Raw genomic sequence first — 15,962 nt, 5'->3', positions numbered from 1 at the left:
TCGCGTAGCTGTCGTGATCATTACCCATCCCTTGTCGGTATGACCACGCACCGCGTCGCGACCGGCTTGTTTCGGTGGGAGGGCCCGCACGCCGGTAGAATGGTCGCGAAGCCGTCCTGCCGGTGCGGTACCTCCGTTGTCCCGTGTCCCTTCGTACCTCGTTGCTGGCCCTGCCGCTGTGCCTGGCCGCCTGCATCACCGCGCCACCGCCGCGCCCGCCGGTGAATCCCGATGCCCTGTGGGGCCTGATCCAGCGCGACTGCACCGGCCCCGGTGCCCCGCGTGGCGACTGCCTGGCCGTGGACGAAGCGCCGGCCCGGCGCGATGTGCTGGTCAAGGACGCCCACGGTCGCTTCCAGTTCCTGCTGATGCCGCTGGATCGTGTTACCGGGATCGAAAGCCCGGGCCTGCTGGCGGCCGGGGCGCCCAACTATTTCGCCGCCGCCTGGGCCGCGCGACGGCATACCGAAACCGCGCTGGGCCAGCCGCTGCCGCGTGACGTGGCCAGTCTGGCGTTGAACTCGGCGCACGGGCGTTCGCAGCACCAGCTGCACATCCACGTGGATTGCCTGCGCGCGGACGTGCTGGCGCAGCTGCAGGGCATGGATGCGGCCATCGGCAGCCAGTGGCAGCCGTTGCCGCAGCCCCTGCGCGGCCACGTCTACCAGGCCCGTCGCGTGGCGGGCGAGGCGCTGCAGGTCAACCCGGTGCAGCTGCTCGCGCAGGGCCCGGCCGCAGGCGATGACATGGGCCGCTGGTCGCTGGTGGTGGCCGGCACGGGGCGGGACGACCGTGATCCGGGCTTCCTGCTGCTTGCCACCCAGGCCGATGCCGCGGCGGACCACCAGGCCAGTGGCGAGGAACTGCAGGATCATGCCTGCGCCGTGGTGACCGGCGCGGACGCCGCGCTGGACGGCGTGCGCTGAGTCCCGGCGCGCTTTGCCGCAGTGCAGCGAATTCACCGGGCGGTAGCCGGCTGTAAAACAGCCACGCTATAGTGGTGGATCAATGCGGTGCCCGCTTTCGTGCCCGGGCTGTATGGCGCGTCGTACCTGACCAATTTCATGACTGCTGAAACGACTACTCCGCCGGCCGCTCCGGCCCAGGCTTCCGGTCCGCTGTTCTACCGCCAGCCGCTGCCGCTGCAATCGGACAAGCACGCCAACTGGCGCCTGCGTCCGGGTTCGCTGGCGTTTGCCGCCGAGACCAACGCCATTCCGGCCGTGATCGGCGAATTCGGCATGGCCGCCCAGCATTTCCCCATCCTGTTCACCGGCCAGGATGCCTCGCCGATCGTCGCCGTGGGCCTGGCCCGCCGCAACCTGTTCGTGGCCGACGGCAAGTGGGCTGACGACACCTACGCGCCGGCCTACCTGCGCCGCTACCCGTTCGTGTTCATGCAGTCCGATGAAGACGGTAACTTCCTGCTCGCGCTGGACGCCGATTCGGAACAGGTCAACCAGGGCACCAGCGACGAGGGCGAGCCGCTGTTCGTTGACGGCAAGGCGACCGAAGTGGTCGACAACGCCATGAAGTTCTGCGCTGATTTCACCCGCGAGTACGAGCAGACCCGCCTGTTCAGCGCCGCGCTGAAGGAACACGACCTGCTGGTCGAGCGCAGCATCGACGTGACCCTGCCCAGCGGCGAGAAGATGTCGGTGAACGGCTTCCATGTCGTTGACGTGGAGAAGTTCGCCAAGCTGCCCGACGACATCATCGTCGCCTGGCACCGCAACGGCTGGCTGGCCTCGATCCACCACCACCTGAGCTCGCTGGCCCGCTTCAATGCGCTGGTGCAGCGCCAGAGCGCGCAGGTTGCTGCTGCGGCCTGATGACGCGGTAGCGCAGTGCCACGACGGCGGCCGCAGGGCCGCCGTTGTTGTATGTGCGCCCCTCAGGCACCGCTGCCCGGCGCACGGCGCAGCTGCCGCCGGAACGCTTCCAGCTTGCTCGAGCGCGGCTGGAAATCGATCCCGACCCAGCGGTCCTGCTCCTGGCCGCTGGCGTCGATCTGCAGCTCGTGGTGGAACAGTTCGCGGGTGCCGATGACGTTGTCGCAGATGCCGGTGATCTCGCTGATGGACGCAACTACACGGCGGCCGCTGCCCAGCCGTTGCACGCGCACGACGAAATCCACCGCGCTGGCGATCTGCCGACGAACGTTGTCTTCGCTGCCCTGGAAACCGGCCAGGCCGGCCAGTATCTCCAACCGCTGCAGGCAGTCGCGTGCCGAGCTGGCACGCACGGTCGCCATGGACCCATCATGGCCGGTGCCCATCGCCTGCAGCATGTCGAGCACTTCGGCACCGCGCAGTTCACCGACCAGGATCCGGTCGGGTCGCATGCCCAGGCTGCTGCGCATCAACTCGCGGATGCTGACCGCGTTCTGGCCGTCGGTACCCGCCGCGCGGCATTCCAGGCGCACCACATGCGGGTGCTTGAGGGTCAGTTCGGCGACCTCCTCGACGGTGGCAATGCGCTCGTTGGCCGGGATGTAGCCGGCCAGGGCGTTGAGCAGTGAGGTCTTGCCCGAGTCGGCGGTGCCGCAGATGAGGATGTTGCAGCGGCCCAGCACCATGGCGTTCAACAGCGCGTGCACGGCGGGATCGAAGCTGCCCATGCGCAGCAGTTCGTCGCAGGTGAAGGGGGTCCGGCGGAATTTGCGGATGGAGACCACCGGACCATCCAGGGCCAGCGGCGGGATGATCGCGTTGAGATGGCCGCCTGCAGGCAGGCGCACATCCGCGATCGGGCTTTCTTCGTCAAGGCGCCTGCCCAGCGGGGCCAGGATCCGGCGCAGGATCCGCAGCAGGTGGTCATCATCGCTGAAGCGTTGGCTGATGGGCAGCAGCTGCCCGCCCTGGGAGACATGGATATCCCGGTAGCCGTTGATGAGGATCGCGTCGATGGCAGGGTCGCGCAGCAGGTCATCCAAGGGGCCGAAGCCGGTCAGTTCCTTGACCAGCGCGGCCGCAACGAGCTCCATCTCGGCGGCGTTGACCGGGATCCGCCATTCCTGGACGAACCGCTCGGTCTGGGTGGTCACGTAGCGCGCTACCGTGACGGGTGACCAGGCGTCGATGTCGACCTGGCCATCTTCGATGCTGTTGAGCAGGTGCTCGTGCGCGGCGGCCAGCACCCGGAGAAACTCGTCGGATTGTGCAAAGAGCACCCGCGGTTCCGCTGCCGGATCCGCGGGCAGCGAATCCGGCAGCGCAGCGGCCCGACCGTAGGGGGCTACTTTCTTTTCCATTGACGGCTGTCCAGGAAGCGCATGAGGGTTTCCAGCCGGGTGCGCGGCCGGGCAGGCGGCGCCGCAGGGCACAGGCGCGCCAGCAAGGGCGCCAGGGCACGCAGGTAGCGCGCGCGCGGGGCATCGTGCAACAGCAGGTGACCATGGTTGGCGCTGGTGCGCAGGCGTTCGCAGCTGGGCAGCGTAGCCAGCAACGGCAGGCCGAACCGGGCAGCGATCTCGGCCGGGCCCAGCCCGCCGCCCTGGTGGTGGCGGTTGACGACCAGCTGCAGGCGCGCGTCGCGGGTGCCGGTGGCGTCCAGGTGTTTCAGCACGTGGTCCAGTGAGACCAGGGTGCCGATGGCCGGGTCGGCGACCAGCCAGATCTCGTCGGCACCGTTGAGCAGGGAGCGGGGAATCTGGCGGACCGGCACGCCGCCCAGGTCGCACAGCACCGTGCCGAACACGCCGCGCAGGCGCTGCATCAGTACCGCGGGATCGGCAAGGGTGCCGCCATCTCCGCCTGCGGGCTGTCCCAGCAGGTGGAGTCCGCCGTCGTGCCGGGTCATCACGGTGCGGACCAGGCTGGCATCGATGCGATTGGCGTGGCGCAGCGCATCCTCGTAATGGAACTGACTGTCCACGTTGAGGTACAGCGCGGCATCGCCGGCCGGTTGGCCGAGGTCGACCAGCAGCGTATCGGTGGCGTCGCCCTCTCCCGCGCGGGGCGGGGCGAGCTGCTGCGCCATCACCCCGAGATGGGTGGCCAGCGTACTGGCGCCGACCCCGGCGCGGACGCCCAGCAGCAGGATCAGCCGGGCCTTGGCGGCGCCCGGCGCAGGCATGCCGGGAACATCGGCAGGCAGGGCGGCGGCGCGGCGCAGCACGGCGTCGATCTCGGCGGTGCTCGCTTCCAGGTCGAGGATGTCGCGCAGGCCGGCCCGCACGGCCGCGACAATGCCTTCCTCTTCCTTGGAAGAGGTCGAGCCGACCGCGACCAGCGGCAGGTCGGGATGGCTGCGCTGGAGCCGCCTGGCCAACTCGCTCGATGCCTGTGCGGCCCCACGGAGATAATCCAGCAGTACCACGCACGGGCCACCGCGCCGATGGACGTCCAGGGCGCCAGGGGGCGCGGCGCTGTCCTGCCAGTGCACGCGCATGCCGACCGGCAGCCGGGCTTCGAGCAGGGCGGCCAGGTGGCTGGCGGGGGAGTACAGGACCAGGGTCATCGGCGGCGGCTTCGGGTGCAGCAGTTGCAGGGTGGCGGACATGGGAAGCGTCCTTGCATGCGTCGCATGATATTCAGCCATCGCCGGAGCCGGGGTATGCACAAAATCGGCAGGACTTTCTGGGCGTGCGTGTGATATGGCGATGCAAGCGCTGTGAACGAATGATCTTGACGCCGTGTAAACACCTTCACGCAGAAACTCGCGAAAACCCAGGCATATTCTCTAGGGCAGATCCAGCGACGCATTCCAAAGGGGGGAATGCCCGGCAATCCAGGCGGAGTCCTGCATGGCGGATGGCGAGCGCCGTGGAGTCCACGCCGAAAAGGGAAACCACTGTCATGGCCGATGGTGAAGTTCAGGAAGTTGACGATACCGCGTTGCGCCAGCATGACCTGGCGTCGCTGGGCAGCGTGCTCCGGGTCTGCGACCTGGAACTGGTGCTGCTGGATGACAACGGGCCCCGGGCATCGATCCAGTCGCAGGTGCACGATGAATCGCTGTTCTGCACCATCACCTGCGGTTTCCAGTTTCGCGGCCGTTTCGTGTTGCCGCCGGAATGGTGCCTGCTCGGCCTCATCCACGAGACCGACGAAGCGCGAAGCTGGTGCCATGGCGTGAGCCTGGCCACGGGGACGGCACTGACGGTGTTTCCGGAGGGCGCCAGTGAGTTCGCGCTCAGTGCCGGCACCCGTTTCAGTTTCCTGCTTGCGCCCATGCAGCGCATGCAGCGCAAACTCACCGAGCTCAGCCTGTGTTCGAACCTGCCTTTCGGGCAGGCGCTGTCGCTGTTCCAGACCGACGCGGGCGGCAGTGGATCCCGCCTTGCCCAGCGCTACGCGCAGCTCCCCGCTTGGCTGGGTGGCCGGGACGCTGTCCTGCCAGCGGACGCAGTGGACATGCTGCTGCACGACCACGTGCAGGCCTTGCTCGCTGCGAAGGGACAGAGCCGGCCGGCCAACTCCCGTGCGCGGCGGGCGCATTACCTCATCGCACAGCGCGCAGAGGGTTTCATGCGGCAGAACCTGCGGCGCAACCTTTACATGCACGAGATCTGCGCTGCCGCCGGCGTGAGCGAGCGTGCGCTGCGCTACGCCTTCGAGGACCTGTTCGGGACCTCGCCGAACCGGTACCTGTCGATGCTGCGGCTGTGCGCCGCATGCCGGGGTCTTTCGATGGCCGACGCGACCCGCAAGTCGGTCAAGGCGGTGGCGCTCAGCTGCGGCCTGTGGGATCTGTCGCGGTTCGCCGACAACTACCGGCGCGTGTTCGGTGAACTTCCCCGCGACACGCTGATGCGTGCGCCCGCCGCGGCGGTCATTCCGGCCTGAGTGCACGTTTCCGGCAACGTGCCGGAATTGCACATCCCCGTGCCGCATTCCTCCCACGTCTTGCCGGAACGCACGCTCGTGCTGCCGGATCGAGGCGTCTGCGTGTCCATTGCCGGGCTCTAATGACCACGAAGGCCAACGCGGGCATGCCGACCTGGATGCAGGGAATCACGCGATCGGCACGTTTTGTCCTGGCTCGCTGTCAACCGCGGGATGTCTCCCCCGTCATCGCTCAGGGGGCAGCGAGCCAGGCCATTCCTCGATGGCGATGCTGCTCAGCCGGCACCGCGCTCGCTGGTAATCACCGCCCCCTCGCGCATCACCAGGGTTACCGGGGTCCGTTCGACAACGTCGAGCAGGCGCTGCCACTGCACGTCATCGAGCGCACCCGTGGCATGCAGGACCCGGTGGACCCGCAGCCGGTTGTCGGGGTCGCGGGAGGAGGAAAGCTCGGCGCGGAATTCGCCGAGGTCCCAGCCCTTCTTCTCCGCATACATGCGCAGGGTGATGGCCGTGCAGGCCGACAATGCCGCCAGGTACAGCTCGAACGGCGCCATGCCTGCGCCCTGGCCGCCCAGCGTGGCCGGCTCATCGGCCACCACGCCGTGCGCGCCGGCCTGGATCTGGTGCCGGTAGTTGGGGCCGTCGGAAACAATCTGGACCTGTGCCATGGCGCGTGCCCTGCAGCGGGAAGGTAGGGCGCCGAGCATGCCATGGCGGACTGCCACGTGCAGCCTGCCAACAACGGGACGGTTTGTTGCCGGTGTGGAGGGATCACTCCACGCCGGGGATCTTCACCTTCAGGGCGGTGGCCTCGGTCTCGCAGTCCTGCGCCAGCACGCCGCTGCCGCGCAGGCTGTCGATCTCGGCGCGAGCGGCCCGCATGTCCGCGTTGAAGGTCTCATTGGCATGCAGCACCGCGACGGCGCCCGCGCCGACCGCACGCCCCTGCAGCACGTCGCTCTGCCAGTGCGCGTTGCAGATCAGCCGGTTTTCGCCGAACGCACGGCCGCGTGCGAGCACGGCATCGGCCTGGGCCGGGCTAAGTTCGCTCAGCAGCAGCGCCCAGGCCCAGCCGATCGCCGTATGTCCGGAGGGATAGGAGCCGTCGCTGCGCAGCGACGCTTCATCCGCGGGGAAACAGGTTTTCTCCTTGTAGAACACGAACGGCCGTGTGCGCTTGTAATGGTCCTTGGCCGCATACGTGGCCAGCCCGGCATCGACCAGGCTGCGTTGCAGCAGCAAGTAGAGGCGCGGTGTGTCCTGCTGGCTGATCGGCACCCCCAGCGCGCAGGAGAACGTGCTGGCCACCTGCGGGAAACGCAGGTCCGCGTCGCGACTGGCCAGTGCGTAGCGCGGACCGGATTTCAACTTCTGAGACGCCCGGCTGATCGCCTGGTCACGGGCAAACCCCGGCGAGCCCTTGGCCGGTGGCGGCGGCAGCAGCGTCAGGCTGTCGGGCAGGGCACGGCCGAGGTAGCCGGCCGGGACGCCCGGGCGCAGCTCCGGGACCGGTGCCGGCTGCGGCGGCAACGCAGAGGGAAGCACGGCCGGTGAAGGGCCGGTCAGCGGCCCGGTGGCGCACCCGACCAACAGCGCGACGGCAAGCCAGGATGCCTTGCGAAAAGCGGGCATGGAAATCTCCAGACGTAGTAGTTCTACTGGCCGGCCGCGCCACGTGGGGCGGCGTCGCGCAGGGGAAAGCGCACCTCGATCCGCGCACCGCCGAGCGGGCTGGTGCCCACGTGCAGGGTGCCGGCCAGCAGCCGCGCGCGCTCTTCCATGCTGATCAGGCCCAGCCCGGGCGTGCGCCGCAGGTGGCTGGCCAGGATGCCCACGCCATCGTCATCCACCCGCAGCACCACGTTCTGCCCGCGCACGCACACCAGTACATCGGCCACGCTGGCGCGCGCGTGCTTGTCCACGTTGTTGACCGCCTCCTGCACGATCCGGAACAGGCTCAGCTCCTGTTCGTCGTTCAGGCGCGGCGCGTCCTCGATGCTGCAGCGAAGGCGCAGCCGCCCCCGCGCATTGCGCTTGATGCAGAACGCATCGAGCGCGCTGGCCAGCCCGGTGAAACGCAGGATGCTGGGGTGCAGTTCGTGCGAGATGGCCCGGATGTCGTTGGAGACCGACAGCAGCTGGTCCTGCAGCTCCACCACGCTGGGGCGCTCGGCCGGCGGGATGTGGTTGCGCAGCGTGCTGAGCCGGATCGAGATCGCGGCCAGTGACTGGTTGACGTCGTCGTGCAGGTCGCGCGCGATGCGGGTGCGTTCCTCTTCCTGCACCACCAGCATGCGCCCGGTCACTTCGCCAAGGCGTGCGTAAGCGCGCTGCAGTTTGATCCGGTTGGACAGCTTCTGCTCGGACAGCGCGCCCAGGAACAGCAGGGCAAAGCCGGTGCACAGGGTCCAGGCCTGGCCGGTGAGCAGGTTGCGTTCGGGTGTCCAGAAGCCGAACGGCCCCATCGCTTCCAGGCCCAGCTGCATGCCCAGTACGGCGACCACGACCATGGTCAGCGAGGCGCCGGCGATGCCGAACACGATCAACGCCCAGACCAGCAGCGGGATCGGCGCCAGGGTGAGCAGCGGGGTGACCACGCCGTCGCGCCAGTCCACCGTCCACAGCACCACCAGCATGGCCATCAGCACCAGGGCCAGGCCCGCGTTCTGCCAGTGCCAGCCGTGGCGGCGCTCGGGCGCATCCAGGATGCGGGCCACGTTGACCAGGGCAGGTACCAGCAGCAGGTAGCTGACACTGCTGGTAAGGGCGAATTCGCGCATGACGTCCGGTGCCAGTGCAGCCCCGCGCCCCCCCAGCGCCAGTGCGTACCACCACGCGCCGCATAGCGGCAGCAGCACGCAGGCCAGCAGCAGGAACAGGGTCAGGTCGCGGTAGTCCTCCAGGGCAGCGCGTTCGGCGCGCCAGCGCAACAGCAGCCATGCCACCATCGCCACCATCGCGAACTCACCCAGGCTGGCCAGCAGGCGCGGCAACGCCGACAGCGGCACCAGCAGGAGCGAGAGCACCGTGCCGGCGCAGGCGGCCAGGACGCACCCGCGCCATTGGCTGCGTGGCGTGAACAGCAGCCACCCCAACAGCAGGGGGCCGGGGATCCACAGCACATGCAGCTGCGGCGCCTGGGCCAGCGTGGGCAGCCATTGGCCGACCACGCAGCCAATCAGCAGTGGCAGCACATTTGTTATGAGGATGCGCACGTCCAGTGGAGAGGATGTGAAGCGCTCACTGCGTCGCAAGGGCACGCGACTGCTGGCAGTGTCGGTCGGCGCTGCGCCGACCTGGTTCACCTGGCTGCTGGCCTGCACTCTGCACCTCGGGGAGATGCGCGGATCGCCACACTGGCAATCCATGCGCCATAACGTGGTACGACTTTCGGGTAGGCAACGGGACTGCGACCGGTCATGGCGGGAGGCTCTTGCGGCAAGGCTTGTCGCCATGCCGCATCGGCCCCACAATCGCGCCGATGAGAACAGGTTGACTCGACGCGCGCTATCCACATTCCGACCGAATCCGGGAGCTGGCGATGGACGAACCGATGTCCCCCTACAGCCGTTTCGTGGTTGACGGCTTTGATGCCGATGCCCTGCTTGGGGTCGTGCGCGATACCCGCTTCGAGCAGCGCCTGCTTGCCGCCGGCCACTTCCGCGCCTGCGTGCAACGCCTGGTCTTTCCCGAGTTCAGCCTGGACAGCGGTGCCTATACGTTGCCGATCTTCGCCAGCGGAAGTTTCAGCCAGGGCATGATCGCGCTGGCCCTGGCCGTCACCTGCGCGCAACCGATGTGGGCGAACGGGCGCTGGATCGCGGCGGGCCAGGTGATGGTGTTTGCCGAGGACAGCGAGTTGAACGTACGGCCCAGTCCTGGCGGCTGGCAATGGGCGGTGATGCTGATTCCGCGCACCGTGCTGCAGCGCGAAGCAGTGCAGCGGGTCGGGCGCGAGCTGCGACTGCCGCGCGGGGGCTGGTACAGCCGGGCGGCTGCGCCACGGGATGCGCGCAACCTGCGCGAGGGGGTGTTCAAGGTGCTGCAGGACGCGGCCGACTGGCAGGGGATCATTCCGCCCGAGGAACTGGACCTGCAGGCGGCAACCCTGCTCGGGGTGTTCATCGATGCCGTGGCGGCGTCCGATGGTGGGCCGGAGCGCAGGGGACTGGGCAGCTGCAATGAGCGCCGTCGCGACGCCATCGTGCGCCAGGCCGAGGCCTACCTCAAGTCACAGCTGGAAAACCCTTATGACAGCCGGGCGCTGTCGCGGCACCTGGGCGTGGGCGAACGCCAGCTGGAGCGGCTGTTCCGGGATGCCTACGGGCACGGCCCGTGCCACTGGCACCAGTTGGCACGGTTGAACCTGGCCCGCAGCGCCCTGCGCCATGCCCGGGGCGCGGTGGGGGTGACCGAAGTGGCCACCCGGTTCGGGTTCGCGCACCTGGGGCGGTTCTCGGTGATGTACCGCGATGTGTTCGGCGAAAGCCCGCGTGACACCCTCCGAGGCTGAACTGTTTTAAACGCCCGTCACAGTGTGGTGTAACGTCACGCGGCCATCACGTCCGCAGCATCAAGGTCGGGCTGTTGTGCGGGGTCGGTGCAATTGCCGGCCTGCAGAGCACTTCAATCAGGGGACGATTGATGCCACGGGAGACGACAACATGCAGGTTTCGTATTCGACGGCGGAGTGCCGATATCGCCGGGTAGTGCTTGCCGATGACCACCGGGTGGTAGCCCAGGGCATCGAGCATCTGCTGGAAGACCGGTTCGATTCGATCGAGTTGGTGTCTTCCGGTGAGAAGCTGGTCGCGGCCGTGCGCCGCGATCCTCCTGACGTGGTGGTGGCCGATATCAGCATGCCCGGCCTGACAGGTATCCAGGCGCTGCGTCGGATGCGCGAGGAGGGCTACGAGATGCCAGTGGTATTCCTCACCATGCATGATGAGTCGAGCATGGCGGCCGAGGCGATCCGCGCCGGCGCCCGCGGTTATGTGCTCAAGAGCGCGGCGGGTGAGGAACTGGTGCGTGCGCTGGCCGGCGTGATGGGTGGGCACACCTATGTCACCCCGACCCTGGCGATGGACGCCATCACCAATGCAGGCCGGCAGCAGTATGTGCTGACCGACAAGCAGCTGCGGATCCTGGAGTACGTGGCGCGCGGGCTGCGCTCGAAGCAGATCGCCTATGAGCTGGGCGTTTCGGTGCGCACGATCGAGTCGCACAAGTACGCGATCATGCAGGAGCTGGGCGTGCACGGCACGCTGGAGCTGGTGCGCAAGGCCGAGCACGAAGGGCTTATCCGCCACTGAGATCGCCCCCGGCGGCGGTGGGCAAGTAGATTTACTTGCCCCCGCCCGGTTGTTTTTCCCTTGTTACCGTCACCGCAGCGGCACACCATCAGGGCACGCGATGCCTTGGCGGAACCCATGAACGCTGTCCGTGTGCTGTTGGCCGAAGACGGCTCCGCCATGGGGCGCCAGCTGCGTGGGCTGCTGGCCGAGCAGTTCGAGGTGATCGGCCTGGTCCAGGACGGCGCGTCGCTGGTCAAGGCGGCACAAAGCATGCTGCCCGACGTGGTGGTCACCGATATCGCGATGCCGGAGCTCAACGGGCTGGAAGCGGCGCGCCGCCTGCGCGTGCAACGGCCGGTGCTGGGCGTGGTGTTCATCACCGTGCACTCCGAGCCGCAGATGGTGGACCAGGCGATGGCACTGGGACCCTGCAGCTACGTGCTGAAGTCCGACGCGGGCGATGACCTGGCGTTGGCCGTGCAGGCCGCATTGCGCGGCGAACGCTTCATCTCGCGCTCCCTGTAGCCAGGGCGGTCGCTCAGATCAGCATGCCCGCCAGTTTGGCGACCAGGTCGTCCACCGACATCGCCACCAGCGCCAGGGGCAGCAGCGGCACCACGGCGGGCAGGGCCATGCCCAGCAGGGTCCAGCGCGTGAACGGTACCACCGACATCGACGCAGTCCCCTGGTAGACCGCGCTGAAATCGGCGAAGGCCGAGGCATCGTTGTGGTCGAGCAGCGATTCGGTGCCGGCGGTGTCCTCGCTGGCCGCTTTCCAGCGCTGCTCGAACGCGGCAGCCGCGCGATTGCCCAGGGCGCTGAAACGGTACAGCGCATGGCGACGCGCGCGGATCAGGGTCGGGGTGAGCAGTAGCAGTGGTGCGAGAAGCAGTACGGTCGCGCCAATGACATACCCCGCCAGCAGGTGGCGCAACGAGTACAGCGAGGCGTCGAGGTAGGTCATGTGGTTGAGGCAGGCGCCGGAGAGGACCAGTGCGCCTGCCGCCCCCAGCATGCTGAAGCGCTCCTGGGCCACGCCCAGGAATGCCAGGCCGCCGGTGCGGTCGGGGTGCTCGGCGTGCAGGGTCAGGCCCACCGATGGCAGCCGGGCCAGCAGCACGGCCCACAACAGGAACCGCCACAGCCACAGCAGCAGGACCAGCCGGAACAGCGGCATGCCTACCCACGCATACCAGTGCCCGGCTGGAGTGGTCGCGCCGCCTTCGGTTCGCCAGTCCGGAACGCCACTGAGCAGGCTGACCACGCCGCCCTGCAGGAACAGCGGCAGGAAGGCCAGCGCGATGCAGGCCAGCTCCGGCCATCGACTGTCACGCCAACGTCGGATCCTGGCCAGCACCGCCTGAAGCCGGGGTTGCCGACGTGGGTGGACCAGGCTGGCCTGGCTGAGTTGGCGCAGGGCGCCGTGCAGCAGCGCATCGGCGCGCGGCGCAGCCAGCACCAGCAGCGGCAGGGCCAGCAACAGGCGGGCGAGGGTGGCGTAATCGCCCAGCAGGGCCATGGCGTGTGGCCGCGGCAGCAGCATGCCCTGCGTGTTGGCCAGCACGACCAGGGGAAGCAGCGTCACGGCCACCAGCAGGGCGGCGAGCCACCATGACAGGCGCCGGCTGCCATGCAGCGCGCCGCTGGCGTGCAGCAGGCGGTGCACCAGTCCACCGCGCATCAGTGAGTAGCTGTCCTGGCTCATGCGCGATGAGCATACCCTCGAGGCAAGCCGTCGCCGGCGCAGTAAAAATACTGAAGCCGGTGCAGTACCTATCCCGATGTGCGTTTACGTTGCCACCGCCAAGCTGGAATCCTCTGGAATGGAACCCGGCAATGCTCCTGGCCATCGATTTCCTGACGCGCTTCTGGACAGACATGATCGGTCGTGCGGACGGACCGATGACGTTCCGGTTCTTCCTGCAGCCGACCATGGCGCTGATCACCGCGCTGATCGACGGCATCCGCGCCGCGCGGGCCGGCAAGCCGCCCTATGCCTGGCTCATCGCGCACAGCACCGGCGGCGAGCGCCTGGCCACCTGGCGCGAAGGCGTTACCGCCACGATGCGCATCCTGCTGCTGGGCGTGGCGATGGATGTGATCTACCAGGTGCGCGTGTATGGCGGCTTCCGCTATCCGCTGGAGGCGTTCGTGCTTGCGGTGGTGCTGGGCTTCATTCCCTACCTCATCCTGCGTGGCCCCTTCACCCGGCTCGCCGGGCAATGGCTGCGGCGCCACCCCCACCACGGCAAGGATTCCCGGCCATGACCGAGAAAGATCCGGCGAAGGCACTGTCCGATCGCGCCATTACCATCGAGCATGCGCGCCAGACCCTGGGCGGCACCGACCAGGCGTCGCTGGAACTGTCCTCGCGGCGGACCGGGATGTCGTTCCAGCGCACGCGCATGAGTGCCGACCGCACCCTGATGTCGATCATGCGCACCGCGCTGTCGCTGATCGGGTTCGGCTTCACCATCTACCAGTTCTTCGGCCACATGCTGGAGGTACCCGGCGTGACCCTGCGCCCGCATGCCCCGCGCAACTTCGGGGTCGCGCTGGTCGCGTTGGGCATCGTGATGCTCACGCTCGGCATCGTCTACCACGTGCGCTACATGCAGGGATTGCGCAAGGAGCGCAGCCTGATGATCGGCGAGGGGCTGGTCCATGGCGAAAGCCACTACCCGATCTCGCTGACCCTGATCACCGCCGGCCTGCTGTGGTTGCTGGGCCTGCTGGCCATCGTCGGCATGACGTTCAACGTAGCGCCGTTCGGGTAAAGCCCCATGGCCCGACGGATCCGACTTCCCTGTAACGCTGGAATGGAGAACACGATGGCAGCCACAGCATCCCGAAGCCGGTCGCTTCCGCAGCGACATCGATGCCACGCGCTGCCCGGCTGCCTGATGGGTGGCCGGGGATGAGTGTCGTGGCCGATACCATGATCGAGATCGAAGGCGGGGTCTTCCTGATGGGGTCCAACGACCACTATCCGGAGGAACGCCCGGCGCACAAGGTACGGGTGGGGCCGTTCCGGATCGACCGCTATCCGGTCACCAACCGCGAGTTCTCGCGTTTCGTCAGCGCCACCGGCTATGTGACCGCAGCCGAGCGGCCGGCCGATCCCCGCGATTACCCGGGTGCGGATCCGGCGCTGCTGGTCCCCTCGTCGGTGGTGTTCGTACAGCCCTCGCACCCGGTGGACATGTCCAACACCCACAACTGGTGGCATTACGTGTCAGGTGCCAATTGGCGCCATCCGCGCGGACCGTTCACGCAACTGGACGGCCTGGACGACCACCCGGTGGTCCATGTGACCTTCGCCGACGCGCAGGCGTACGCGACCTGGATCGGGAAGGACCTGCCCACGGAGGCGGAATGGGAGTACGCCGCGCGTGGCGGCCAGGAACCCACCGAGTTCGCGTGGGGCGACAGCCTCACCGTGCGCGGCCGGCACCAGGCCAATACCTGGCAGGGCGAGTTCCCCTGGCTGAACCTGGAAGAGGACGGGCACCGCTGGACCTCGCCGGTGGGCGGCTACCCGCCCAACGGCTACGGGCTGTACGACATGATCGGCAATGTCTGGGAGTGGACCAGCGACTGGTACCAGCAGCATGACCGCTTGCAGAGCAAAGCCTGCTGCGCGATCGACAACCCGCGCGGCGGCGAGCGCCAGCGCAGCCACGATCCGAACGATGGCAGCGCGATCCCGCGACGGGTGATGAAAGGCGGTTCGCACCTGTGCGCGCCCAACTACTGCCGCCGCTACCGTCCGGCCGCGCGGATGGCCCAGCCGATCGATACCTCCACCTGCCACGTCGGCTTCCGCTGCGTGGAACGCTGACCCACGAGGTGATTGCCATGCCAGCCCCTTCCGCATCCCTCTATCGCCGCAGCTGCCTTGCCACGGCCGTGCTGCTCGGTACGCTCGCCCTGATCGCCGCGCTGCCGGCGCACGCGGTCGAAGGCGGGCTGGGACGTTCGATCACCGGGATGCAGATCACCTCCTACGTCGGCGTGATTCCGCCGGAGCCCGGCATGCAATGGTCGCTGAGCTACGTGCAGTACGACGGCAAGATCGGCGCCAGCCGACCGGCGCCGATCGCGGGGCAGGTCTCGCTGGGGCTGGAGGCGGATGTCAGCCTGTGGGCCGCCACCGGCGTGTATGTCTGGCCGACAAAGACCGGCCGCTGGAACTTCGCCAGCATGCTGACCGTGCCTTACATCGACGCCGATGTCACCGCCAACCTGCAGGGCCCGCTGGGCAACCAGGTGCGCGTGCAGGACAGCGCCTCGAATCTGTTCGATGTGTATTTCGCGCCGGTCATCGCCGGTTTCCACATCAACGAAGTGCAGCACCTGTCGTTCGGCCTGTATGTCTATGCGCCCACCGCCAAGTACACCCCGGGCAAGCTGGCCAACCCCGGCCTGAACGTCTGGACCGTGTCGCCCGCGGCCGGCTACACCCATCTGTTCCAGAAGGGCACGCTGGAATTCAGCGTGCTCGGCGGCATGGACTGGTACAGCCGCAACGATGACACCGACTACAAGAACGGCTTGGTACTGCGCACCGATGCGCTGCTGGTCAAGCGCACCCCCAGTGGCTGGGGATTCGGCGCGGCCGCCGGCTGGCTGCAGCAGGTGCAGGACGATGAAAGCGACCTGGCCGACCGGCTCGACGGCTTCAAGGGCCGTTCGTTCGGCGTGGGGCCGGTGCTTACCTACGGCAAGAAGTGGTCCGGCGGCGAGCATGTGGATGTTTCGTTCCGCTACCTGAGCGAGTTCAGCGTGCGCAACCGCTTCGAGGGCGATCCCTGGAGCGTGTCGATCAGTGCCGGGTTCTGAGTCGCGCGTCTTCCCTTCCGTTTCCGGAGATATC

At 67.9% G+C, this 15,962-nt stretch carries 16 protein-coding genes; 10 read left to right on the top strand and 6 right to left on the bottom strand.

Translation table 11 applies throughout. The features are described from left to right. The first annotated feature begins 143 nt into the window (after positions 1 to 143). On the top strand, positions 144 to 926 hold the full coding sequence (locus NMB40_RS09870) for a CDP-diacylglycerol diphosphatase (RefSeq protein WP_494360904.1): 783 nt from the start codon (positions 144 to 146) through the stop codon (positions 924 to 926). A gap of 87 nt (positions 927 to 1,013) precedes the next feature. After that, the gene (locus tag NMB40_RS09865; RefSeq protein WP_494360903.1) at positions 1,014 to 1,832 is read left to right on the top strand and encodes a SapC family protein; all 819 of its coding nucleotides are present in this window, start codon (positions 1,014 to 1,016) and stop codon (positions 1,830 to 1,832) included. Positions 1,833 to 1,894: 62 nt separating this feature from the next. Here the strand turns inward: NMB40_RS09865 and NMB40_RS09860 are convergent, their stop codons facing one another. Then, complete coding sequence (locus NMB40_RS09860) at positions 1,895 to 3,253, bottom strand: TadA family conjugal transfer-associated ATPase (RefSeq protein WP_494360902.1); 1,359 nt, start codon at positions 3,251 to 3,253, stop codon at positions 1,895 to 1,897. Next, positions 3,238 to 4,503, bottom strand: coding sequence for a CpaE/TadZ family protein (locus NMB40_RS09855; protein WP_494360901.1), 1,266 nt, complete (start codon positions 4,501 to 4,503; stop codon positions 3,238 to 3,240). The genes NMB40_RS09860 and NMB40_RS09855 overlap by 16 nt, the downstream gene beginning before the upstream one ends. A gap of 296 nt (positions 4,504 to 4,799) precedes the next feature. On the opposite strand from NMB40_RS09855, the gene NMB40_RS09850 reads away from it, so the two are divergent. Then, complete coding sequence (locus NMB40_RS09850) at positions 4,800 to 5,789, top strand: AraC family transcriptional regulator (protein ID WP_494360900.1); 990 nt, start codon at positions 4,800 to 4,802, stop codon at positions 5,787 to 5,789. Positions 5,790 to 6,064: 275 nt separating this feature from the next. Here the strand turns inward: NMB40_RS09850 and NMB40_RS09845 are convergent, their stop codons facing one another. From NMB40_RS09845 to NMB40_RS09835, 3 genes are all read right to left on the bottom strand, one after another. Further along, a complete protein-coding gene (locus tag NMB40_RS09845; protein WP_494360899.1) occupies positions 6,065 to 6,460 on the bottom strand; it encodes an OsmC family protein in 396 nt (131 codons plus the stop codon). 103 nt (positions 6,461 to 6,563) lie between these two features. Further along, complete coding sequence (locus NMB40_RS09840; RefSeq protein WP_494360898.1) at positions 6,564 to 7,424, bottom strand: acid phosphatase; 861 nt, start codon at positions 7,422 to 7,424, stop codon at positions 6,564 to 6,566. A 23-nt stretch (positions 7,425 to 7,447) separates the two neighbouring features. After that, positions 7,448 to 9,115 carry a sensor histidine kinase gene (locus NMB40_RS09835; protein WP_494360897.1) on the bottom strand — a complete coding sequence of 556 codons (1,668 nt, stop codon included), beginning with the start codon at positions 9,113 to 9,115 and terminating at the stop codon, positions 7,448 to 7,450. A gap of 230 nt (positions 9,116 to 9,345) precedes the next feature. On the opposite strand from NMB40_RS09835, the gene NMB40_RS09830 reads away from it, so the two are divergent. The 3 genes from NMB40_RS09830 to NMB40_RS09820 all read left to right on the top strand — a co-directional run bounded on the left by NMB40_RS09830 (position 9,346) and on the right by NMB40_RS09820 (position 11,611). Beyond that, a complete protein-coding gene (locus tag NMB40_RS09830; RefSeq protein ID WP_494360896.1) occupies positions 9,346 to 10,305 on the top strand; it encodes a helix-turn-helix domain-containing protein in 960 nt (319 codons plus the stop codon). A gap of 151 nt (positions 10,306 to 10,456) precedes the next feature. Then, entirely contained in the window at positions 10,457 to 11,104 is a 648-nt protein-coding gene (locus NMB40_RS09825; RefSeq protein WP_494360895.1) for a response regulator, read from the top strand. A gap of 117 nt (positions 11,105 to 11,221) precedes the next feature. After that, positions 11,222 to 11,611 (top strand): response regulator, encoded by a 390-nt coding sequence (locus NMB40_RS09820; protein ID WP_448142916.1) that lies wholly within the window; start codon positions 11,222 to 11,224, stop codon positions 11,609 to 11,611. Positions 11,612 to 11,624: 13 nt separating this feature from the next. On the opposite strand, the gene NMB40_RS09815 is transcribed toward NMB40_RS09820, so the two are convergent. Further along, on the bottom strand, positions 11,625 to 12,791 hold the full coding sequence (locus NMB40_RS09815; RefSeq protein ID WP_494360894.1) for a hypothetical protein: 1,167 nt from the start codon (positions 12,789 to 12,791) through the stop codon (positions 11,625 to 11,627). A 131-nt stretch (positions 12,792 to 12,922) separates the two neighbouring features. Here NMB40_RS09815 and NMB40_RS09810 point away from each other — a divergent pair, with 131 nt between their 5' ends. The 4 genes from NMB40_RS09810 to NMB40_RS09795 all read left to right on the top strand — a co-directional run bounded on the left by NMB40_RS09810 (position 12,923) and on the right by NMB40_RS09795 (position 15,928). After that, positions 12,923 to 13,354, top strand: coding sequence for a hypothetical protein (locus tag NMB40_RS09810; protein WP_494360893.1), 432 nt, complete (start codon positions 12,923 to 12,925; stop codon positions 13,352 to 13,354). Continuing rightward, the gene (locus NMB40_RS09805) at positions 13,351 to 13,863 is read left to right on the top strand and encodes a YidH family protein (protein ID WP_494360892.1); all 513 of its coding nucleotides are present in this window, start codon (positions 13,351 to 13,353) and stop codon (positions 13,861 to 13,863) included. The genes NMB40_RS09810 and NMB40_RS09805 overlap by 4 nt, the downstream gene beginning before the upstream one ends. A gap of 140 nt (positions 13,864 to 14,003) precedes the next feature. Then, positions 14,004 to 14,927, top strand: coding sequence for a formylglycine-generating enzyme family protein (locus NMB40_RS09800; protein WP_494360891.1), 924 nt, complete (start codon positions 14,004 to 14,006; stop codon positions 14,925 to 14,927). Positions 14,928 to 14,944: 17 nt separating this feature from the next. Continuing rightward, positions 14,945 to 15,928, top strand: coding sequence for a SphA family protein (locus tag NMB40_RS09795; RefSeq protein WP_448142911.1), 984 nt, complete (start codon positions 14,945 to 14,947; stop codon positions 15,926 to 15,928). Positions 15,929 to 15,962 lie beyond the last annotated feature (34 nt).

Source organism: Stenotrophomonas sp. FBCC-B152, from assembly GCF_059134105.1.
This window is presented reverse-complemented; position numbering and strand designations above follow the sequence as displayed.